The 22,506-nt window shown below is 46.3% G+C and carries 16 protein-coding genes and 2 tRNA genes; 12 read left to right on the plus strand and 6 right to left on the minus strand.

Annotation, left to right across the window (positions count from 1 at the left end; all coding sequences use genetic code 11):
- The 4 genes from L2712_RS03010 to L2712_RS03025 are packed head-to-tail and all read left to right on the plus strand — an operon-like array spanning position 1 to position 4,793.
- Complete coding sequence (locus L2712_RS03010; RefSeq protein ID WP_033539827.1) at positions 1–471, plus strand: pilus assembly PilX family protein; 471 nt, start codon at positions 1–3, stop codon at positions 469–471.
- Positions 468–4,091 (plus strand): pilus assembly protein, encoded by a 3,624-nt coding sequence (locus L2712_RS03015; protein WP_248976838.1) that lies wholly within the window; start codon positions 468–470, stop codon positions 4,089–4,091. The genes L2712_RS03010 and L2712_RS03015 overlap by 4 nt, the downstream gene beginning before the upstream one ends.
- Before the next feature lie 7 nt (positions 4,092–4,098).
- A complete protein-coding gene (locus L2712_RS03020) occupies positions 4,099–4,497 on the plus strand; it encodes a type IV pilin protein (RefSeq protein ID WP_033539829.1) in 399 nt (132 codons plus the stop codon).
- Positions 4,494–4,793, plus strand: coding sequence for a TapY2 family type IVa secretion system protein (locus L2712_RS03025; protein WP_033539830.1), 300 nt, complete (start codon positions 4,494–4,496; stop codon positions 4,791–4,793). The genes L2712_RS03020 and L2712_RS03025 overlap by 4 nt, the downstream gene beginning before the upstream one ends.
- Before the next feature lie 68 nt (positions 4,794–4,861).
- On the opposite strand, the gene L2712_RS03030 is transcribed toward L2712_RS03025, so the two are convergent.
- Both L2712_RS03030 and L2712_RS03035 read right to left on the minus strand, forming a co-directional pair.
- Positions 4,862–5,353: a GspH/FimT family pseudopilin gene (locus tag L2712_RS03030; RefSeq protein ID WP_033539831.1), complete on the minus strand. Its 492-nt coding sequence runs from the start codon at positions 5,351–5,353 to the stop codon at positions 4,862–4,864.
- Between the two features lie 139 nt (positions 5,354–5,492).
- Complete coding sequence (locus tag L2712_RS03035) at positions 5,493–6,002, minus strand: GspH/FimT family pseudopilin (RefSeq protein ID WP_248976839.1); 510 nt, start codon at positions 6,000–6,002, stop codon at positions 5,493–5,495.
- 238 nt (positions 6,003–6,240) lie between these two features.
- Here L2712_RS03035 and L2712_RS03040 point away from each other — a divergent pair, with 238 nt between their 5' ends.
- Positions 6,241–6,579, plus strand: a complete 339-nt coding sequence (locus tag L2712_RS03040) for a P-II family nitrogen regulator (protein WP_033539833.1) — start codon at positions 6,241–6,243, stop codon at positions 6,577–6,579.
- Between the two features lie 68 nt (positions 6,580–6,647).
- Here L2712_RS03040 and L2712_RS03045 read toward each other — a convergent pair whose 3' ends face one another.
- Positions 6,648–7,664, minus strand: a complete 1,017-nt coding sequence (locus tag L2712_RS03045) for a LacI family DNA-binding transcriptional regulator (protein WP_088905178.1) — start codon at positions 7,662–7,664, stop codon at positions 6,648–6,650.
- A gap of 411 nt (positions 7,665–8,075) precedes the next feature.
- Here L2712_RS03045 and L2712_RS03050 point away from each other — a divergent pair, with 411 nt between their 5' ends.
- Positions 8,076–10,700, plus strand: a complete 2,625-nt coding sequence (locus tag L2712_RS03050; RefSeq protein ID WP_248976840.1) for a TonB-dependent receptor — start codon at positions 8,076–8,078, stop codon at positions 10,698–10,700.
- A gap of 85 nt (positions 10,701–10,785) precedes the next feature.
- A complete protein-coding gene (locus L2712_RS03055; RefSeq protein WP_248976841.1) occupies positions 10,786–12,312 on the plus strand; it encodes a tryptophan halogenase family protein in 1,527 nt (508 codons plus the stop codon).
- A gap of 98 nt (positions 12,313–12,410) precedes the next feature.
- On the opposite strand, the gene L2712_RS03060 is transcribed toward L2712_RS03055, so the two are convergent.
- The gene (locus L2712_RS03060) at positions 12,411–13,130 is read right to left on the minus strand and encodes a SapC family protein (protein WP_248976842.1); all 720 of its coding nucleotides are present in this window, start codon (positions 13,128–13,130) and stop codon (positions 12,411–12,413) included.
- A 903-nt stretch (positions 13,131–14,033) separates the two neighbouring features.
- Here L2712_RS03060 and L2712_RS03065 point away from each other — a divergent pair.
- The 5 genes from L2712_RS03065 to nagP all read left to right on the plus strand — a co-directional run bounded on the left by L2712_RS03065 (position 14,034) and on the right by nagP (position 21,795).
- Positions 14,034–16,700, plus strand: coding sequence for a family 20 glycosylhydrolase (locus tag L2712_RS03065; RefSeq protein WP_248976843.1), 2,667 nt, complete (start codon positions 14,034–14,036; stop codon positions 16,698–16,700).
- 243 nt (positions 16,701–16,943) lie between these two features.
- Positions 16,944–17,846: an N-acetylglucosamine kinase gene (gene nagK, locus L2712_RS03070; protein ID WP_088905174.1), complete on the plus strand. Its 903-nt coding sequence runs from the start codon at positions 16,944–16,946 to the stop codon at positions 17,844–17,846.
- Between the two features lie 40 nt (positions 17,847–17,886).
- Positions 17,887–19,017 carry an N-acetylglucosamine-6-phosphate deacetylase gene (gene nagA, locus L2712_RS03075; RefSeq protein ID WP_248976844.1) on the plus strand — a complete coding sequence of 377 codons (1,131 nt, stop codon included), beginning with the start codon at positions 17,887–17,889 and terminating at the stop codon, positions 19,015–19,017.
- Positions 19,018–19,107: 90 nt separating this feature from the next.
- Complete coding sequence (gene nagX / locus L2712_RS03080) at positions 19,108–20,247, plus strand: transmembrane glucosamine N-acetyltransferase NagX (protein ID WP_248976845.1); 1,140 nt, start codon at positions 19,108–19,110, stop codon at positions 20,245–20,247.
- Positions 20,248–20,490: 243 nt separating this feature from the next.
- The gene (gene nagP, locus L2712_RS03085; RefSeq protein WP_408640496.1) at positions 20,491–21,795 is read left to right on the plus strand and encodes an N-acetylglucosamine MFS transporter NagP; all 1,305 of its coding nucleotides are present in this window, start codon (positions 20,491–20,493) and stop codon (positions 21,793–21,795) included.
- 190 nt (positions 21,796–21,985) lie between these two features.
- Here the strand turns inward: nagP and L2712_RS03090 are convergent.
- Together L2712_RS03090 and L2712_RS03095 are read right to left on the minus strand one after the other, a co-directional pair.
- Positions 21,986–22,061 (minus strand) — tRNA-Thr (locus L2712_RS03090).
- Positions 22,062–22,068: 7 nt separating this feature from the next.
- Positions 22,069–22,144 (minus strand) — tRNA-Phe (locus L2712_RS03095).
- Positions 22,145–22,506 lie beyond the last annotated feature (362 nt).

The raw sequence follows: 22,506 nt of genomic DNA on the forward strand, positions 1-22,506 counted from the left end.
ATGAAAAAACAACAAGGAGTCGTGCTATTTTTTGCCTTAATCGTTTTGATTCTTATGACGGTTATTGGTGTTGCATTGGCTGTAAACTCTACTCAATCACTCCGAATGGCTGGCGCAGGGGCCGAACGAATAGAGGCAAAAGCCTTGGCTGATGGTGGAATTGCAGCTGTTCTGTTAAATAAGACGCCAGCATTTTTAGCAACTATGTCAGCTATTGATGCTCAGAACTCATTTTCTGGCGGTAAGCAAGTACTCACCCCTTTGCCATTAGTCGATGATGGAGCAGGGAATTTAGTCGTTCAGCCTAAGAATGTGTCTTGTCAGAGAAGTGCTGCTGCCAGCGGAACAGATTTGTTTAAATGTCGCCGTATTGAAATATCCAGCCAGGTTAGTTTCGGACGAGATAATCTAGGTCAAGTAATGGTTGTAACAGGTATTGAGCAGGAAGTGCTCAGCGGGAGCGGGTCATGAAGTTTAATAAAATTTTATTTGCAAGCCTAGTTACAGCATTGGCTTTGCCTGTACAGTCTTTTGCGGATGATACAGATCTTTATCTTAACCCAGCGGAAAATAATGTACGGCCTCAAGTGCTGATAATTTTCGACAACTCAGGCAGTATGGACACCATTGTTGAAGGTTTGCCGGGAGGGTACGTTAATGATCCAAATAATCCCTATGAGCCACTAGATAGCGCTAACTCCTATGACGATGGCATGGTTTATTTTGCGATCGGTGTTGGTATTGATGAGGCGGGTTTAGGTATTCCAGATAGCCCTTCAGAAACTAATAGATTTAATGATTTGCTTAATGGGTGCTCTGTTGCCAGAGAGGCATTAAATAAATACGGACGATTTACTGGTTATATTCGAGAGTACATTACAAGTGGAAATGGTAAAGGTACTTGGCAACCGATAAAGAATAACTCGGGCAAAGATCAAAATAATCCTGTTGATTGTTGGGAAGATATTCCTGCACAAAAAACTGATAATAATAACGATATAACATCGTTTGCTCCAGGTTACCCAGTTGATAGTCTTAAGAGTGGTAATGGAAGTAATGCTGTATATCTTCCTTGGGGGTCAACTCCTGGTGTTAATGGTTTCAATACAGGGGAGCTGGTTACGCTTTATTCGGCTAACTATTTACGTTGGTATCGTCATTATCAGAAAGATGTTGCGGAAGGGACTAACCCTGATTTTCCAGATCAAACGCGCTTGGCTATTGCAAAAACTGCCATTTCGAGTGTGATAAGTACGGTTCCATCTGTAGATTTTGGTTTAGCAGTGTTTAATTTGAACTTTCCAAATGAGGGCGACAGTGATGGTGGGCGAATCGTCGCTGGAATAAAACAGCGAACAGCTTCTGAAAAGGAAGCATTAATTAATACCATTACTAACCTACCAGCAGAAACCAACACGCCCTTATGCGAAACCTTATACGAGGCCTACCGTTACTTTAGTGGTGGCGCAATACATTTTGGCCATTCAGATAGAGATTATAACGGTAACAGTGACGGTACCAATATTAAATATGATGCTAACAAGCCTATGTATGATACCAGTATTGAAAGCGGTGGGAATTATATTTCGCCGTTGTCAAAGTGTAATCGGCTCGCGCATGTCATCTACATTACTGACGGGGCACCTGTATTAGATAAATCAGCTGATAATTTAATTATTTCCTTGGGGGGGACGCCATTTACTTATCGTCCAGCAGAGGGAGATCAACCCGCTAAAGAAAGTTATCTGCCAGCGTTAGCTGAGTATATGTTTAATGAAGATATGTCTCCTGCCGATGGTTTTCAACGTGTTATCACACACACCATAGGCTTTAGCTTGGGTGAGGATGAAGAGGCTGCTGAGCCTTTGCTTATAGAAACGGCCAGACGTTCAAATGATCCAAAAAATGGACTAAGAGGCACTTATTCTAGGGCTGATAATACAGTTCAATTGATTGAAGCTATTACTAAACTCATTGGTGAGATTGATAGTACAGGACAGCGTTTTTCTGCCCCTGGTGTAGCGTTTAGTAGTGCAGACCCCACTCGAACTTTAGATGCTGCTTATTATGCGCTTTTTGAACCTTCGCAAAGCCCTAAATGGACAGGTAATCTTAAGAAGTTAAAAGTCAACTCTAGCGGAGGGTTAGTAGATGCTAACGGGGATCCGGCAATTGACTCTTCAGGCAGTATTGCTAATACGGCTTGTACTATATGGAGTGATTGCAGTACCAACGGAGATAAAAGTGGATATTTAGATGAAAAAGGGGATCCTGTAGATGGCGGTAATATCGTTGCCGCAGGGGGAGCTACGAGAAGTATAGATCCTAGTGGGCGAAGCCTTTATAGCGACCTTGGGGGGTTGAAATTATTTTCCGCGAGTAATTTTAATGATGTTTCATTAAAAGCAGGTGGGAAAAGTAATTTAGCTGCCTATATGGGATTGCCGATTGATAATGTCGATGTAGAGTTAGAGAAAGCTTTTAAGTGGATTGAAGGCTGGAATGTTGATGTTGCTTCTTACAAAGATACTGGAGAGGTGGACGAGTACACCTCGATTGACATCAATGGTGTTAGAGCTGACATCATGGGAGATCCTCTGCATTCTCAGCCTTTAGCTATTGATTACGGTGACCATACTATGATTTTTGTGGGTACAAATCATGGTCTAATGCATGCGTTTAAAGATACAGGTAACGCTGTATCCGAAAGTTGGGCTTTTATGCCATATGAATTGCTGCCAAATGTTAGTGTTATTAGGCGAAATGATTATTCCGCAGGGCACAGTGTTTATGGGGTGGATGGTTCCCCTGTAGCTTATGTGCAAAGAAATGGTGCGACGATAGAAGAAGCTTGGTTGTTTTTCGGTTTACGCAGAGGTGGCCAATCTTATTATGCATTGGATGTTAAAGGCGATGTCCCTAGTCTGAAGTGGCAAATATCCAATACAACAGTAGGCTTTGAAGATTTAGGACAGACTTGGTCAACTCCCGTCGTGACAAGGATCCCAGGTTTTGATGGACCCGTGATTATCTTCGGCGGCGGATATAACACTGGTTATGATAGCGGCGGAGGTCAAAATGCTTCAGGAAGGATGGTGTATATTGTAAATGCTGCGAATGGTCAGCTTATTCATTCTTTCGGCGCGTCAGGTAATACATCGCTACCTAACATTGAAGATTCTATAGTTGGCTCAATTGCAACATTAGATAGTAACAGTGATGGTGTAACAGACAGATTGTACGCAGCAGATCTTGGAGGAAATGTTTGGCGTATTGACATGCCTTCAGAGGATAAAACTACTTGGAGTGGGTTTAAATTTGCACAAGTTGGTGGTGCATTAAGTAATAGTGATAGGAGATTTTTTTATGAACCTACTGTCGCTCAAACTTATTTTACGAATACTTCAAGAGTCACTGTTACAGATGAATCTGGTACCACGACCACAGTGGCTTATCAGAATGTTCCATATGATGCGGTGACTTTAGGTTCTGGTAACCGAGCCAATCCATTGGGTACCGCCACAGAAGATATGTTTTTTGTTTTTCAAGATAGGAATGTGATTACACAGCAGTTTGGTGTAGGAGGTACAGCTGTACCAACTCCGTTGAGCTATCCAGATAATCTTTACAACATTACATCAGGAGCTCCTTCCACAGAGAGTGAAAATATCGCCTTTGGGGAGAAAAGAGGTTGGTATTACGATTTTGCTGGAGCCGGAGAGAAAAGCTTGTCACCGTCAGTGATCATAAGCGGTAAAGTATATTTCACTTCGTTTACGCCGACAGGCCCTGCCCCAGATCCAGATTCATGTTCGCTTCAATCTGTAGGGAAGTTATATACGTTAGATCTGCATAAGGGGGGAAGGTATTCAGAAGAGTATGTCATTGATGTGTGTGACAACTGTATTCCTCAGCCACCAAAAATTATAACTCCGCCAGAATCGGATGACCCAAATGATCCCGATAATCCCGATGCTGTACTTATCATTGGTCGAGGAAAATGTGATGAAAAAGGCGAGAATTGCTCAGGGACTGTAGATATTGAATCGGGCTTGAACACAAACAAAATTTATTACCACATAGATGAGTAGCGTTTTAATGAAGAAGAGTTCACTACTTGGGTTTACCCTGATTGAGTTAATGATAACAGTCGCTATTGTCGGAATATTGGCGGCAATAGCCTATCCTTCATATATCAATTATGTGACTAAGAGTGGCCGCTCTGAAGGGGTAGCGGCGGTAATGCGAGTCGCCAATTTACAGGAGCAGTATTATCTTGATAATCGTGCCTATGCTACGGATATGACGAAGCTCGGATTGGGAGCGAGTCCATTTGTAACTGAACATGGTCATTATAGTGTGGCTTCATCGGGTACTAGCTCGTTCACTATTACTGCAACTGCTCAAGGTGCACAAGCTAGCAGAGACTCGACATGTGGAACCATTACTATGACATCTGCAGGTGTTAAAGGACCTTCGGCGGAGTGTTGGAAATGAATAAATTAGTAGTCAGCGTATTATGCTTCGCACTATCAAGTGTAGCCAGCTCAGCATTTGCGGCTAAGCAGGATTATAAGTGCTTTATCAATAGTACTAAAAAAGGCGAGCAAGTCGTTTTTTATCGCTGGAACGAGAAAGATCTTCAGTTAAGAGTTGCCAGTTTACCAGGAAAACAATTAACAGATAATAAAGGTAAGAAGTACTTTATTAAAAGTGTTGAAGAATGTGTGCCTTTGGGGCATGAGTTCTCAAGCACTAATGCAAAAAGAATAGATAAACAAACGCTTAGATAGGATTTAGGTGATAAGTTTCAAAGGCCCCATTTTAGTGGGGCTTTTTATTTTTATAAAAGTAATGATTATTAGCAGGCATTTCCGTCAGTGCCATAAGAAACTAATCCACTTGTACTAATGAGGACTCTTTGCGAGTTTGAGGCTTTGCCATTCGGGCAGTAGGTTACATTTCCACCTGAAGATAATCCGTCTGGTGAAAAAGTCATTGAGATTGCTGATGCTTTAACTTTGTCTTGGCTATTAAAACTGTCAATAGCTTTTAACTCATGATCGTTATTGTCGGCATCAGTAATATAGACTCTAATACCTCCACTCCAATCAGTGTCTGTTCCGCATGAGGTTGCCGACGCAAAAGAACAAACGTTTACGGTTGCTCCGTAGCTAATTGCTTGATTGCGAGCGAAAGCAAAGAGATTGTGAATCTTTTCAACGTTATTGTTTACTCGCACTTGTTCATACACTGACGTTAAAGAAGGGACACCAATCGTCAAAAGTATCGCTGCCACGGCAACTGTCACCATTAATTCTACTAGGGTAAAACCTTTCTTGTTCTTACGCATTTAAGGATCCTCACTGCTACTGTTACAAAGTATAAGCGAGAAGCTTTAGGATTTCAGTATATATAAGCTATTCTTTTTAATGCCAATAATTTGTCAGCTTGATTAAATTTGGCATCTACTGCTAGCTAGGGGATAGTTACTAATTGCAGCTGATATTTTTCTCCTTTGAAAAGCGTACTCTACCTGCTTGATTGACGACTACCGCTTTAGAATGAGGGCTATCGGCCGAGCTTGGGCAATACCTTAATGTTCCGTTGCTAGCCGATGCTAGACCATCAGGCTGAAAGCGCGCCGCAGCGCGGTTGTAGTAAACGAAGTCATCGCGATCGAATGAGGCTGTTTGCATCAATAGTTTGTCATTACCATCGAGTTGATTGCTGGTTCCTGAGTCAGTAAAAACACTGAGTCCTAAGTGCCAATCATTAGTGCATTGATTATCTTTGATTGGGCATACAGTTACCCGCACACCATAATTAATGGCGGCATTTCGAGCAAACTGAAGTGTTTGTTGGATGATTCTTATCGCTGCATCGGCGCGATATGCCTGATGTAGGCTGGATAAGTTGGGTACCGCTATGGAGAGGAGTATGGTAGCGACCGACAGGGTCACCATTAGCTCAATGAGCGTAAATCCATTTTTAAGTTTCATGGCATTTCCTTGCGATTGTTGAGTCTATGCGTCCTGCAATGACTTGCCCCAGCTTTTTACGGCGGGTTTATAGAGTATAGATAAGCAGATGCTGGTTGATGGGGGACTGATATATTGTTCTGTTCTATGAATATTGAATCGTTTTACCTCTCGATATAATCATCTTTGGCGGATTAATTGGACGTGGTAAGCTAGTACTTCATAAACTTAAGGTTAACGTAATATTAGGGAGCGTTTGATGAAGAAGGTCGAGGCCATTATTAAGCCGTTTAAGTTAGATGATGTGCGTGAATCTCTGGCGGAGATCGGTATTACCGGCATGACGGTTTCTGAAGTCAAAGGTTTCGGTCGCCAGAAAGGGCATACTGAGCTCTATCGCGGCGCCGAGTATATGGTTGATTTTTTGCCTAAGGTTAAAATTGAGTTAGTGATCCAAGATGAACAATTGGAGCAAGCCTTAGAGGTTATCGTTGATACCGCCAAAACAGGTAAAATCGGGGATGGTAAGATCTTCGTTACCGAAGTGGAGCGTGTGATTCGTATTCGCACCGGTGAAGAGAACGAAGAAGCCGTTTAAGGTGAAGATTAAAAAAGCCGTTGATTAATATCAGCGGCTTTTTTATGGAATAGGCTAATCTTACCAAGTTATCTAGGACTCGATGAGGAGTCTCTGATCACAGGTTGAGGAATAAAGACCTGGTAAGTCAGTTCGCTTTGTTTATTACCTTGATTCTCAATAAGCAGTTCGGTGGCGGTTTGTGCAATCAGCTTATTGGGCTGATGGACTGTGGTTAGTTTGGGCCATGTTTGTCTGGAAAAGGGGCTGTCTTCAAACCCGACAATTGAGAGCTCTTCGGGGATGGCCACGCCCTCTAATCTAGCCGCAAAGAGCGCGCCAGCTGCGATTTCATCGTTACAGGCCACAATGGCAGTAGGGCGCTCTGCTTTAGCCAAGAGTTGTTTGGCACCTTGCACACCTGACTCGAAAGAATATTGGCCATTAATAATGTTTGATGGGTCAACCTCTAATTGATTGTTCTCCATAGCGAGTGTAAAGCCTGCCAGGCGGGCTTTAGTCGACTCGTGTTGATGATCGCCACTTAAGAAGGCGATTTTTTTATGGCCTAAATCAATCAGATGTTGGGTTATTGAGATGGCACCATGCTTGTCGTTTACCATAATCGATAAACCCGTATCATAATCCGCCTCTTCCCCGGCGATGATTCGGACATAGTTAGCCCCAATTTTGTCTAGCGCCGCCAAGACTTTTGGGTCTTCAGATAGCGGTGGCGTCAGCACTAATCCTGACAGTCTTGCATGGCGCACCATATCGACCAGTTCTTGGCAAATATTGTCTGATTTGGCATCACAAGGATGGATAAGCAGTTCATATCCGCGTTGTTTGCATGATGACAAAATACCATTTTGCATATCAATGACATAGTAAGCGTTTGGATTGTCATAGACGAAGGCAATTACATAGGATTTAGTTCCTGCTAGATTTCGGGCGGCGACATTGGGTTGGTAATTCAATGCCGCAATAGCTTGATTTACCTTATCTATGGTCGTCTGACGCACTGACGGTTCGTTATTCGTGACCCTTGAAACCGTTTTTATCGAAACGCCGGCATGTTTTGCGACATCGTTTATGGTGACTTTCATCTAGCGGATACTCGTTGTGTCTGTGCAGTTTTAGCTGCAACAGAAAATAAATATGTCTCAAACGATATACTGTATGGTTAGACAGCAAATCTCACTTCCCCTGGCGACAATATTGCTAACTTTTACCCTATTAAGCAATCATCAAATTGATTTCCTTAGTTAACTCTCGTTTGGTAACACGAATTCAATATTGAATTTGTTGATAATAATCAGCAGCTTAAATCGTTACCGTGTTTCTTAAATTTGTTTGGTAAATGTATAAAACCGAAGAATTTTCCGCTTTTGGTTATTTTGTTGTGGCACATCTGTTAATTGTTGTGTAATCTTTGTACTCACATGACAGCGTTGTCATTCCTTCGGGGATGGTTATGAATACGAATAAAGATAATAAAGTTATGGAAGGGAAACGAGATGCGACCATCTACTTTTAAGAAAAGTGTACTAGCTACAAACATTGCATTGCTCATGAGTGGTGCTGTGTCTGTTTCTGCAATGGCGGCCGAAGCCGATGCAGAAGCTGTCAATACGGATAATATTGAAAAAATTGAAGTGCGTGGTTTACGTGCGTCGATGAAGGCGTCGATCAACGCTAAAAGATTCTCTGATGCTGTTGTTGATGCAGTAACAGCTGAAGATATTGGTAAGTTTCCTGACGGAGACGTAGGTGAATCACTGGGTCGTATCCCAGGGGTGTCTGTTAACCGTCAATTTGGTCAGGGACAGCAGGTGTCTATCCGTGGTGCTTCGGCGCAATTAACACGCACCTTACTAAATGGCCACTCGGTAGCCTCAACCGGTTGGTTCGATCAGCAGGCTATCGACCGTAGCTTTAACTACTCTTTGCTGCCACCTGAGATGATCAGCGGTATTGAAGTGTATAAATCTTCTCAAGCCGATATCACAGAAGGTGGTATTGGTGGTACTGTCGTTGTTAAGACGCGCAAGCCATTAGATTTGGACGCTAACACGCTGTTTTTAAGCGCTAAAGGCGACTACGGTACGGTTTCTGAAGCAACAGATCCTGCGCTATCTGGTCTTTACAGCTGGACCAACGAAAGTGAAAACTTTGGTATCTTGGTTTCTGCTGCCGGTTCGCAAACCGAGTATCAGCGTAACGGTATTGAAACTTTGCTTGGTTGGGGCGAGATAGTGCCAACAACCTTCCAACAAGATCGTGAGCGTACCGCTTACAACGTTGCCCTACAGTATCGTCCAACCGATAACCTAGAGTTTGGCTTTACTGCAACTAGCCTGGATCTTAAGGCAAACAACGCTAACACCTCTATTTTCCTTTTCCCAACACAGCAGGGTGTTAGTACCTGTAATGAGACAAATGCTGCAGGTGTATGTGTTGATATCACTCACACAGGTGAAGGCGGATTTGCATGGGCGCAAACTTGGGCTCGTGAAGCCGAGATGTCATCTGATACCTATGACTTTGACTTCAAATACGAAGGTGACAGATTCACCATGGAAGGCCGTGTAGGTAATACCAAGGCTGATGGTGGCACTAGCTTAACCTCTAACTATGGTAACTCTATTGGCCAGCCAGGTGATTTTGCCGGTCGTTACGATGCTACTGGTGAGAAAATCCTGATTGATATCGCCAAAAAGTCATTCGACGCGGGTGATTTTAACAGCGAATTAGCTACTGCGGGCTGGGCGCTGAAGAAGCAACCTAACACAGACGAAGAGACCTATGCTCAGGTTGATTTCACCGTGCCTGTCGATTTTGGGGCTATCACCTCAATTAAGGCCGGGGTGCGCTACGCCGATCATGATGTGACTCAGGAAACTGATGCTGCTATCGTCGGTGACATAGTATCCAGAGATGCTTCTGAATACTATTCAGGAACTATCTCAGCGGGCGCTGGTTTCACTCTGCCTAAGCCTAATTTTGATGCCATGATCCGCGATGCTAAAGCCTCTGTCGATGGCTTTACCCGTGACAAGTCTGGCTACGGTACACTGAACGAGAAGAACCTGGCGGCATACGCCATGGCAAACTTCGAAGGCGAAGGTATTCGCGGTAACTTTGGTCTACGTTTCATCTCAACTGATATCGAGTCTGATTACTATGCACTGAGTTCAACCGGTGAGTTTGCCGATGAACTGAGCACTGACAAGTCTAGCTATAGCGACGTGTTGCCTAGCATCAACGTGACTTTCGATCTGACACCTGATCTATTACTGCGTACCACTGCGGCGCAGGTAATGTCTCGACCAAACTATGCCGATCTGTTTGCGACTTCTACGCTGCCAGGTTTGAACGATGGTACACCAGGCAACGAGAAATTGAACCGCGGCTCTGTGGCACTAGACCCATTTAAGGCGACTCAAGCTGATGTGAGCCTGGAGTGGTACTTCGGTGGTGAAGGTTTGGCATCTTTGACTTACTTCATCAAGGACGTAAGCTCATTTATTACCACTCGTCAAAAGCTTAACCAGCAGATCGGTATTGAAGATCCTAATCTGATTGAGCAAGGTGGCAGTGCTTGTGGTGAGGGAGTTTATGACTGCTGGACTGTGAGTGAGAAGTACAATGCTAACGGTGGCCGTATTGAAGGGGTGGAATTGCAGCTGCAAGACTCTTTCGATAATGGTTTAGGTTACTCAGTTAACTATACCTTTGCCGATGCCGGCTCACCTGCTGAGAACTATCCTGACAAAGTCGGTGTATTCTCTGACTCTTCTAAGCACACAGTTAACCTAGTGGGCTACTACGAGATGGAGAGCTTCTCTGCTCGTCTGGCTTACAACTGGCGCAGTGAGTATATGATGCGTGAACTGCCTGGTTTCTACGGCAACCGTCAGCATCAGGACTATGGCTCACTGGATCTGAGCATGAACTACAGTGTGACAGAGTGGTTGGATCTGACCTTTGAAGCGGTTAACCTGACCGAAGAAGACAGCATCCAGATTGGTGTGTCACCAATAGATAACCCAGATGTGATTAACGAGTTCAAGGATAACTACCCAGTATGGAGCTTCGATGGTGAAGCAAGATACAAGGTCGGTATTGCACTAAGATTCTAATCTTAAAGTAACATCTAAAGAAGCCCGGCATTTGCTGGGCTTTTTATTAGCAGCAAGCCCAATGACACATTAGCGTAGGTGGTTTATGGACATTAAACGTATCATTATTCTGGGTGGCGGAACGGCAGGCTGGTTAGCGGCCAATCATTTAGGCAAGGCGTTAGCGCATAGAGAGGACGTTCTAATCAGTCTGGTGGAGTCGCCCGATATTCCCATTATCGGTGTTGGCGAAGGCACAGTGCCGGCCATTCGTCAGAGCCTGAAGCGTTTTGGGATCAGTGAGTCAGAGTTTATTCGCCGCTGTGATGTGACCTTTAAACAGTCCATTAAGTTTGTTAATTGGATGGATAAGGGCCGTCATGGAGAGGGCAATTTTTACCATCATCTTTTCGACATGCCAAGCCCACTTGGTGAGGATCTGACTCAACATTGGCTGACCAATTCAGAGCTGGCCTATGGCGATCTGGTTTCGCCCCAGCACAAAGTGTGTGAAGCGGGCAGGGCGCCAAAACAGATCACCCATAGCGAGTATGAAGGGGCATTAGGTTATGCCTATCACCTCAATGCGGCTAAGTTTGCCAAGTTGTTGGCCGAGAATGCCATTTGCCGTTTTAATGTTGAGCATATTATGGCGAATGTTCTCGATGTTTCGCTAACGGGCAGTGGCGATATAGGCTCCCTTGAAACCGATAGCCGAGGCAGTATCAGCGCTGACTTCTATATCGATTGCAGTGGTTTTGAATCGCTGCTGATCGATAAAACACTCAAGGTGCCTTTTGTCGATAAATCCCATCAGCTCTTCGCCGATAAGGCGATAGCTGTGCAGGTGCCCATTGCTGCCGATGCGTCGATTCCGCCTTATACCTTGGCTACCGCTCATCAGGCGGGATGGATATGGGACATAGCCCTAACTAACAGACGCGGGGTAGGATTTGTCTATTCGTCTGAATATATGGATGACGACGAGGCGTTAAATAAGTTATCTCGCTATTTGGGACAAGATCTGGCGCAGTATAAGTACCGAGTGCTGCCAATGAAGCTCGGTTATCGTAAGGAGTTCTTGCACAAAAACTGCCTCTCTCTGGGGTTAGCCCAAGGTTTTCTCGAGCCACTAGAGGCCACCTCTATTTTACTGACCGATTTTGCCGCAGGATTCATTGCCAACCGTTTCCCTGCCGATAGGGATGCCCTCGACCTACTTGGACAGCAGTTTAATCAGGTGATGACCTATGCCTGGGAGCGGGTGGTTGAATTTATCAAGATGCACTATTACTTGTCAGATAGAGAGGATTCCGCCTTCTGGCGAGATAATCGTGCGCCTTCGGGGTTGCCGAGTGAATTGGCCAACAGGTTAGCCCTATGGCGCAACCATGTGCCTATCAGACAAGACTTCTTTAGTAAGTTTGAGGTGTTTGATTTAGAAAACTATCTTTATGTCCTCTATGGCATGCATTACCCGACGGCGAAAGCTGCGCCTCAGGCTGAGCAAACTGAGGCTAGTCAAGCGCAGGCCCAGCAAATAGCTAAGGTTGCACAGCATCTGGTGAGTGAGCTGCCCGATCACAGAGAATTGCTAGAAAAAATCGCAGCTTATGGCTTACAAAAGTGCTGAGTTGAGAAGCTCTAAGATGGGTAATTTTTGTGTGAGGTAAATCGATTTGGCGGGGCGCTGTTTATTCCAGCGTCCCGCCATTAGCTTAAAGCGGATGCTTATTGCAGCTTATCGAACTGGTTTTGTTTGGCGATAAGACGCGACAGCTGATTGAGCGAGGCTCTATGGGCGTAGATGATGGGTAGCAGGCCCTTCTTTCTCAGTTCGAGGAACTCTTCATCGCTAAGTTCATTTAAGGTTTTATCATCAATTAAATAGACGCCATTGATGTTGATCTTCTGCTCCGATTTTTCCAACTTGATGGTTAATTGCTGCGGGGTAAGTAAGTTTTTATCGGCAAGATATTGGCAAATGGCTTGGGTTTGTTGGTGCATTGCCGCCACGTCCAATAGGGCGTTAGTTCTGGCAGTTAGGTACTCGCTTCGCTCGCCATCATCGGTAAACAGGCGATTACCTTCCTCTTGAGAAACCATGTGGCTCTCTTCATCTATGCATACGATCACATTGTCACCCTCGGCTGAGGTTTTGGCGATAGAGAGTGGCGCATTGCTAAAGCCGATAGGACTAATTGGCGCATCCCACTGGTTGTTTTGACAGTACAGGTTGACCTCTGGCTCAATTCCCATGATGGCCACAGGGATGAAGTGGCCCGTTTCACCATTTTTTACAAAAACGATCGGAAACTCAGAGGCAAGGCCGGGGATCTCTCGAGCCAGTACTGGGATCAGATGTTCTTTGCTGAAACGGCTGAAATCGTTTGAGTGAGTTAGCTTAGTGTTTAAATGCTTTTCCGTTGAAAGAGGGACTATCTTGGCCATCTTGATACCTTAATTAATTTTAGTTTGTGGCGATTACCTGAGATGTGAACACAATTGTCAGGTAACTACTGGTCTATCTTTTACCGTCTGAATGGGGCCAAGTGCAAGTGATAACGTCTTAAGGTTACGTTTTTTCACAGATCCCCAAATCGAGCCTATCTCATCATTTACCTAAACCATGTCAGTTTGACGCTAACAAGAGCTTATGGCTTTGGCGAAGCAGGCGGCTTTTAAAATGAGCGCATGAGATGTTAGCAAGAGTTGACAGCGTTGTCACACAGATGTGACTTAATGAAGCGCTCTAGTTAGGCAGAAACAACCACAGACAGGCGCTTTGTTATCATCGGCAGAAAAAATTGCCTCAAAATGTCAAAAAAATGTAGAAATTCTGTTCTTTCTTAGGTAGATTAACTAATGACAGCGTTGTCATTTGCTTGTGTGACACGTTCGTTTTGTAAGGTTTGCATTGTTAGGGAGAGGTCTCCTAACGCTTGCATTGGCAGTAGCCATTTACTTTATGGTTATTGTGTTTGTTTTTTCCTATAGTCTCTCCCCAGATACTAGAGATGGCTAGATGTGTTATTGAGTCAAAGATTTGCTGTTTGTTCGGCGTCGATGAAGCATGGCACATCTAGCATTTTTTTCTTGGGAGGCTAAATGCAAACTTTACACAGCTACTGGTGGAAGCTGACCTCATTGGCTAAATTCACCGGTCGTGATGAGGAAGTCTGCTGAGTTTCAGGCATATTTTGCCCGGTAAAAGCGCTAGGCCTTATTAAAAATCAAAGTGGTGGCGATCTCAGATCTTGCAATATAAAGGATGTTTATTGCCGATACTGAAAGGGGAAAGGTGGCCGCAAGAAGACTTGAAGCTTCAAGTTGTATAAAGATGTGAGGATAACAATGAATAATAAGCTCATCCCATTGGCGCTGCTGTTTAGCCTTGGATTACCAGCCTGTAGTCAGCAGGCCAGTCTCGAAGCGTCAAAGCCCGAATCTGCGCAGACTCAAATTTCAGTTAAAGCCCCGGCGCAGCAAACACTACATCAATTTGCCACAAGTCTGGACGTCACCTACAGCACCTTAACTAATTACCCCGAGCAATGCACCTCGGCAGGTGTCGACGGCCGCTGCTTTGCGGCGCAAATTCGATTGCTCCCAGGTACTGATTTTGCCGAGAAGGACTGGGCAATCTATTACAGCCAGATGCGTCCGGTAAAAGAAGTATTGACCGACGAGTTTGAGCTGATACAAGTTAAAGGCGATCTACACAGGATCTCGCCGACAGATAAGTTTGCAGGCTTTCAAAAAGGTCAGCCAGTTGATATCACCTTTTTAGGTGAGCTGTGGCAGCTGTCTGAAACCGATGCCATGCCCAATTACTATATTATCGTACCCGGTCTTGAACCTGAGGTGATTGCCAGTACCCAATTAAGCAAAGATGCTGCAACAGGTATGGAGCAGCGTCCCTATGTCGAAGCCTATGTTAGCGCTGAGACCCAATATAAGCGCAGCGATACCGATAAGTTGAAATGGGCAACACCTCAGGTGTTGTTCGATGCCAATCAAGATATCGAAAACCGTCCCGAACTTGCCGTTAACAGCATTATTCCCACCCCTAAAAAGCAGATCATAGACAGCCAGAGTGCACCCATTTCACTGGCAGCCGGCTATCGATTGATGCTGGGCGATGTCTCTATGGCATCGGTGCAGGCTGCGTTCGATAGGCTATCTCGGTTGGGCGTTAACGCTTCACCCGAGGGGATTTTACTCAAGCTCACTACTCTGCCATCTGCGGTCAGCGAGGGGAGTTACCAGCTTACGATTAGTCAAGACGGCATCACTATTGCCGCGGCCGATGACGCCGGCTTCTCTTATGGTCTGTCATCACTTGCGAGTCTTATCGATTTAAATACTCTATCGATAAGTGCCATGCATATTGAAGATGAGCCAAGGTATGAGTTTCGTGGCATGCATGTGGATGTGGCGCGTAACTTTCACAGTAAGCAGTTTATCCTGAATCTGCTGGATCAGATGGCAGCGTACAAACTTAATAAGTTGCACCTGCATATGGCAGACGATGAGGGGTGGCGCCTGGAGATAGAGGGGTTGCCAGAGCTGACAGAGGTGGGGAGTCGCCGCTGTCATGATCTGCAAGAAAACACCTGCCTCTTACCTCAGTTGGGAAGTGGCCCTGATGCAACCAGTAAGGTCAACGGTTTCTATTCTAAGGCCGATTATATTGAGATCCTCAAATACGCCAGTGCCAGACAGATCCAGGTGATCCCATCAATGGACATGCCAGGGCATTCTCGCGCCGCCATTAAGTCGATGGAAGCCAGATATCGCAAGCTTATGGCTAAGGGGGATGAGGCCGGCGCTAATGAATATCGCCTGATCGATCCGCTGGATACGACGCAATATGCCTCTATTCAATATTATGACGACAACACGCTCAACGTTTGTATGGCCTCAAGCTATCACTTTGTCGATAAGGTGGTTAGCGAGATAGCCAAGTTGCATCAGGCGGCTGGGCAAACATTGACCTTGTATCATATCGGTGCCGATGAGACTGCAGGCGCCTGGGTTGAATCGCCAGTATGTCAGGCACTGCTCAAAGAGAAAGGTAATGGTCTAGACAATGAGGCAGATTTTGGCGCGTACTTTATCGAGCGAGTTGCCAACATGCTGGCAGCTAAAGGCATAGAAGCGGCAGGTTGGAGTGATGGCATGAGCCATACCCGTCCTGAGCGTATGCCGAAGAAGAATCAAACCAATATTTGGGACGTAGTGGCACACGGCGGCCATAAACGTGCCCATGCTCAGGCCAATTTGGGTTGGGATACAGTATTAAGTAATCCCGAGGTGCTTTATTTCGATTTTCCCTACGAGGCAGATCCTAAAGAGCATGGTTATTACTGGGCGAGTCGCAGCACTAATGAACGTAAGCTATTTAGCTTTATGCCGGATAACCTGCCTGCCAACGCCGAGCAGTGGACTGATATCGAAGGTAACACCTTCGAAGCCGACGATACCCTAAAGCTTGATGAGCAGGGTAATCGTATCAGTGGACCGCTCGATGCTGGTGTACGGTTCAAGGGGATCCAGGGACAGCTTTGGAGTGAGACCGTACGTAGCGATCAAGTGGTCGAGTATCTGGTGTTTCCGCGACTGTTAGTCTTGGCCGAAAGGGCTTGGCACAAGGCTGATTGGGAAGTGCCTTACCAATATCAAGGGGCCAAATATGGCCCAGAGTCTAACTTTTTCACCCCTGAGATGCGGGCTGCGCAAACCGCTCAGTGGCAAGTTTTTGCCAATACTCTAGGGCACAAGGAGCTGGCTAAGTTAGACAAGGCTGGCATCGCCTATCGAGTGCCGACAGTCGGGGCCAAGATCAAAGAGGGTTACCTGCACACCAATATTATCTATCCAGGCCTTGGCGTTGAGTATCGCGTCGACGACGGCCCTTGGCAGACCTATACCGAAGCGGTGAAGGTATCGGGCAAGGTTGAGGTCAGAGCGGTGGCCGCCGATGGTGTTCGCAAGGGGCGGATTCTTAGAGTCAATTAACACTTCATCTAGCTTGAGAGTCGCTTTTAGGCTCTCAAGCTACGCTTTCTAATTTGCCAGTTTAAAGGACTTAAGTTCAGTTGAAGACGCCTTATTTTTACAGGTGCTAATTAGCTTTAAGGCGATTAAAAAATATTAAATGACAGCGTTGTCATTTTTGGTGTAACATGGCATTAACTTAGTCAGTGGACAGGGCGGTTTTAGATCTCGCCCTGGATAATAAAACTGTGAAAGAGGTCCGTGATGGGATTTAACCAGACAGAGGAACAAGCCCTGTTCATAGGCATAGACGGCGGTGGCAGCAAATGCCGTGCAACGATTTATGCCAGCGATGATAGCGTCGTGGGTACAGGTGTGGCAGGGCGTGCTAATCCGCTTTACGGTCTAACACACACCTTTGATTCTATCATTGGGGCGACTGAGTTAGCGCTGAAAGATGCGGGATTGGCGCCAGGTGATAGCAAGCAACTTATCGCGGGTGTCGGTCTTGCCGGCGTCAATGTACAGCACCTCTATAATGAAATTACCAGCTGGCAACACCCGTTTGCGAAGATGTATGTCACCACAGATCTGCACACGGCCTGTATTGGGGCTCATAGAGGCGGCGACGGCGCTGTGATCATTACTGGCACAGGCTCTTGTGGATATGCCCATGTCGGTGATAAATCTCTGAGCTTGGGCGGCCATGGTTTCGCACTGGGTGATAAAGGTAGTGGCGCATGGCTGGGCCTGCAGGCGGCTCAGCAGGTGCTTCTACATCTCGACGGCTTCGGCCCTGCTACACAACTTACCGAACGATTACTGTCTCATTTCAAGGTGAGCGACGCCATGGGAATAGTCGAGCATCTGGCTGGTCAATCTTCAGGTTGTTATGCCACCTTGGCTCGTACGGTGTTATCTTGTGCCCAGGAGCAAGATCCGGTCGCTAAAGCCATTGTGATGGAAGGCGCAGAATATATCAGTGCCTTGGCTAAGAGGTTGTTTGAGGTTAAGCCACCGCGTTTTTCTATGATAGGTGGACTTGCGGAGCCTTTAGCACCCTGGTTAGACAAGGGAGTGGTTGAGAAGATCTCTCCTATATTGGCGCCACCAGAATTAGGTGCCGCTTATTTTGCGCGTCAGCGTCACGGCATCAGCCAAGATTAAACCATCATTGTATGACCATGTTTTGCCAGGAATTGAGTATATGAAACAGACACTGATCGCCGAGCAAGTATTCGATGGCGAGCACTATCATCATAACCAAGCCATTACCCTAGAGGCTGGCCATATAATCGCGTTTGAAAAGGCGCCTGGTATCGAGCCCATCTATCTGGCTGGAACCTTAGTGCCCGGCTTTATCGACGTGCAGGTGAACGGCGGGGGCGGCGCACTCTTTAATGCCGCGCCAAGTGTCGAGTGTCTTAAAACCATTGGCCAGGCCCACGCAAGGTTTGGTACCACGGGCTTTCTACCTACTCTGATCACAGATGATCTTGGTGTGATGCAAGCGGCGGCAGACACAGTTGCCGAGGCATTAGCGGCTAATACACCAGGTGTGTTAGGTATACATTTTGAAGGGCCTCACCTCTCCGTCCCCAAAAAAGGGGTGCACCCGGCTAATTTTATTCGCCATATCTCAGAGGCTGAGCTTGCTATCTTTGCTAGAGAAGATCTGGGCACTAAAGTGGTAACCTTGGCGCCTGAAAATGTGGCGCCTGAGGTGATTCGTACCTTAGTTGATTCAGGTGTTCGCGTCTGTCTTGGCCATTCCAATGCCGACTATGACACTGTGATCAAAGCACTTGAGGCTGGTGCGAGCGGTTTTACCCATCTGTTTAATGCCATGTCTCCCATGGATTCAAGAGCGCCTGGAATGGTAGGTGCAGCTCTTGAGAGCCAAAGCGCATGGTGCGGATTGATTGTCGATGGTCATCATGTGCACCCAGCGTCTGCCAAGGTGGCTATTGCTGCCAAGCCAAAAGGCAAGGTGATGCTGGTGACTGATGCCATGCCGCCGGTGGGCATGGATGATAACGCCAGTTTCGAGCTATTTGGCACCCAGGTCATCCGTAAAGGAGACAGACTCAATGCGGTGACGGGTGAGCTGGCAGGTTGTGTGCTGGATATGGTGGGCGCGGTAAACAATAGTGTGGCCATGCTGGGTGTTTCAAGGGAAGAGGCGCTTAGAATGGCGGCTAAGTATCCTGCCGAGTTTATCGGTCATCGCCAGCGTGGTGTCTTTAGAGTGGGCGCCAAGGCAGATATGGTGCTGCTCGACCAGGATAATCGAGTAGCTCAAACCTATATCGATGGCCATCTGGTGTATCAGGCCTAAATAAGTAGGTCAGCAGTCTCGAGCCCTGAAAGCTAGCTTTCGGGGCTTTAATCTATAAGAACAATGATAAGAGATCCCCTGATGGATTCAATGAATAAGACAAGTCCAAAACCTACAGTTAAACCTAGGCTTAAGTCACTCGATGCCCTGCGCGGCTTCGATATGTTCTGGATCTTGGGCGGTGAGGCACTGTTTGCCGCGCTACTTGTCTGGACTGGCTGGCAGGGCTGGCGTATCGCCGATGCCCAGATGCACCATAGTCAGTGGCATGGTTTTACCTTCTACGACCTTATCTTTCCGTTATTTATCTTCCTCTCTGGTGTTGCCTTAGGTCTCTCTCCTAAACGCATCGACAGCCTTGCCTGGAATGAGCGGCTACCGCTCTACCGTCACGCAATAAAACGTTTGTTTTTGCTACTTGTGTTTGGTGTGCTTTATAACCATGGTTGGGGCGTTGGCGTCCCCATGGCTGGCGATGAGGTAAGGTATGCTAGCGTGCTTGGCCGCATAGCCTTTGCCTGGTTCTTTGCTGCCTTGTTGGTATGGCATACAAGCCTGCGTACCCAGATATTGCTGGCGTTTGGCATCTTGTTTGGCTATGGCGCGCTGCAGTTATGGTTGCCGGTTCCTGGTGGTGTGGCCGGCGATCTGTCTATGTCTGGCTCTATTAACGCCTATGTAGATAGTCATTTTCTCCCCGGTATAACGTATCAGGGGAGGGCAACCGACCCCGAAGGGATCCTCTCGACTTTTCCCGCCATAGTAAATGCCTTGGCAGGCGTATTTACCGGTCACTTTATCGTTAAGGCTCATCCCAAAGGGGAGTGGGCCAAGGTGATTACCTTGTTATTAGCGGGCGTCCTTTGCGTTGCTCTTGGCTGGTTGATAGACCCTTACCTGCCGGTAAATAAAGATCTCTGGACCAGCAGCTTTGTCTTGGTGACTGCGGGCTGGAGCTTAATACTACTGGCTATCTTCTACGCGCTGGTGGATGTGATAAAGCTACATCGCCTCTCGTTTGTATTTGTCGTGATAGGGTGCAACGCCATCATCATCTATTTGGCATCAAGCCTGGTCAAATGGGAATATCTGGCTAGTAGTTTGTTTGGTGGTTTGATCCATGCACTGCCTTTTGATATGCAGCCACTGGCTTCGGCGGCTGCCCTATTGTTAGTGCAGTGGCTGTTACTCTATTGGATGTATAAGCGCGGCATATTCATCAAGGTTTAAGCCTGGGTGTGAATAATGGCCTGACATTTTGATAACTAAAACGCAGGGTTATGTCTTCCTGTTAAAAACACAAAATGACAGCGTTGTCTTTTTTGTGTTTATGTTTTAACATCGATGAAACAATGGAGCAGAGTAAGGCAATGCTTTCGCCGCTTTGCTCTCTTGTTGCAGTAGCCGTAAATGTAACGAGCCGATATCAGCAAACTGATATCCAAAGATTAATTACTATAAGAAAACAGGCTTATGGAAATGACATTAAATAGTGAAAGTAAGCGCAGCAGCGTGATCCCTATGGCGATCGTGGCAGGGCTCTTCTTTATTTTGGGCTTTGCGACCTGGCTGAACGGGTCCTTGATGCCTTACCTTAAACAGATCCTGCAACTCACCCCTCTGCAAGCCTCCCTCATCCTCTTCTCCTTCTATATCGCCGTAACCTTTACCGCTTTGCCCTCTGCATGGGTGATCCGCAAGGTAGGTTATAAAACCGGTATGGCAATGGGGATGGGGATCATGATGATTGCCGGTCTGTTGTTTATTCCTGCGGCTAAGACTCAGATATTTGCACTGTTTCTCTTCGCTCAGTTGGTCATGGGCACAGGGCAAACGCTGCTACAAACTGCGGTGAACCCCTATGTGGTCAGAATTGGCCCCGAAGAATCGGCCGCAGCCCGTGTAAGCGTAATGGGGATCCTCAATAAAGGTGCTGGGGTTATCGCGCCGCTAGTATTTACCGCACTTATCCTAGATAGCTTTAAAGATCGTGTGGGCACAGAGCTTACTCAGGCTCAGATAGATGAGATGGCTAATGGTTTGGTTTTCCCTTATCTGGGAATGGCCATTTTTATCGGGGTATTGGCTGTGCTGGTGAAGAAGTCGCCACTGCCTGAGCTTGAAAATGAGGATGAGCCAGAAGAAGGCAGCAAAGGCCATACTCGTGAGGCATTATCGCATCCCAACCTGGCGCTTGGCGTGGTTGCGCTCTTTTTCTATGTCGCCGTCGAGGTGATTGCCGGTGATACCATAGGCACCTTCGCACTCTCTTTGGGGGTCGAGAACTATGGTGTGATGACCTCCTATACCATGATCTGTATGGTTCTGGGTTATTCGCTTGGTATTCTGACGATTCCTCGCTTTATCTCTCAGCCTAAAGCGTTGATGATCTCTGCGATATTGGGGCTCTTGCTGACCTTAGGTATCCTGTTTGGCGACAACGAATCTTATACCATTGCAAATATACTTTTGGTGCCTTTCGGTGGTGCCATGTTGCCCGACACTCTGCTGATGATCGCCTTCTTAGGTTTGGCTAACGCCATCGTCTGGCCTGCGGTGTGGCCTCTGGCGCTCTCAGGCATGGGCAAACTGACCAGTACTGGCTCAGCGCTCTTGGTGATGGGGATTGCAGGCGGCGCCTTCGGCCCGCTTTTCTGGGGACTCACTAGCTCGGCGACCTCTCTGGGTCAGCAGGGCGGCTATATGGTGATGTTGCCATGCTACCTGTTTATTCTCTTTTATGCCGTAAAAGGCTATAAGATGCGTAGCTGGAAGTAATATTCAAAAATATACTTAACCACAAAAGGAGCCTAGTGCTCCTTTTTTGTTGCCTAGTATCAAGGGGCAACTCGTTAATGACGGCTTTATTAAGAGAGGGGAGGTTGGCATCAGGAGTGCAATGAATCCCATCAAGGGGCGGTAAATTACAGATATAAAAAAGCCCCGACAATGTCGAGGCTGATTTATATGGTGCCGGCACCAAGAGTCGAACTCGGGACCTACTGATTACAAGTCAGTTGCTCTACCAACTGAGCTATGCCGGCTAAATTGTGGTGCCCGAACCCGGAATCGAACCAGGGACACGAGGATTTTCAATCCTCTGCTCTACCGACTGAGCTATTCGGGCAACTAAACTAAGTGTCTAGTTAACTACTTCAAACCAGGTCTTTGTGACCCGTCCCGTTTGGAGTGCGCGTATAATATAGCGCTGATATTTATCCTGCAAGTGCTTTTTTGGATAATTTTAACCGCATGGCTAGTTAATGCTCAAAGTGCTGGCTTTTTAGCAATGATGTCGGTTTTTAGTACAAATTGAGAGATGAAATCTGACTTTTTACTCTGTTTCGTCTTGAAGAGACCATATCTGTTCCTAGCTTACCTCTGTTTCCCCCGATATAAGGCTTCTATGGTTGAAACCTTTCTAAAATCTAGAAGTTAATTGGCGAAATTACGCGATATTTATCTAGATAAACCGAAGTTAACATGGTG

Source organism: Shewanella marisflavi (genome assembly GCF_023283925.1).
GTDB lineage: Bacteria > Pseudomonadota > Gammaproteobacteria > Enterobacterales > Shewanellaceae > Shewanella > Shewanella marisflavi.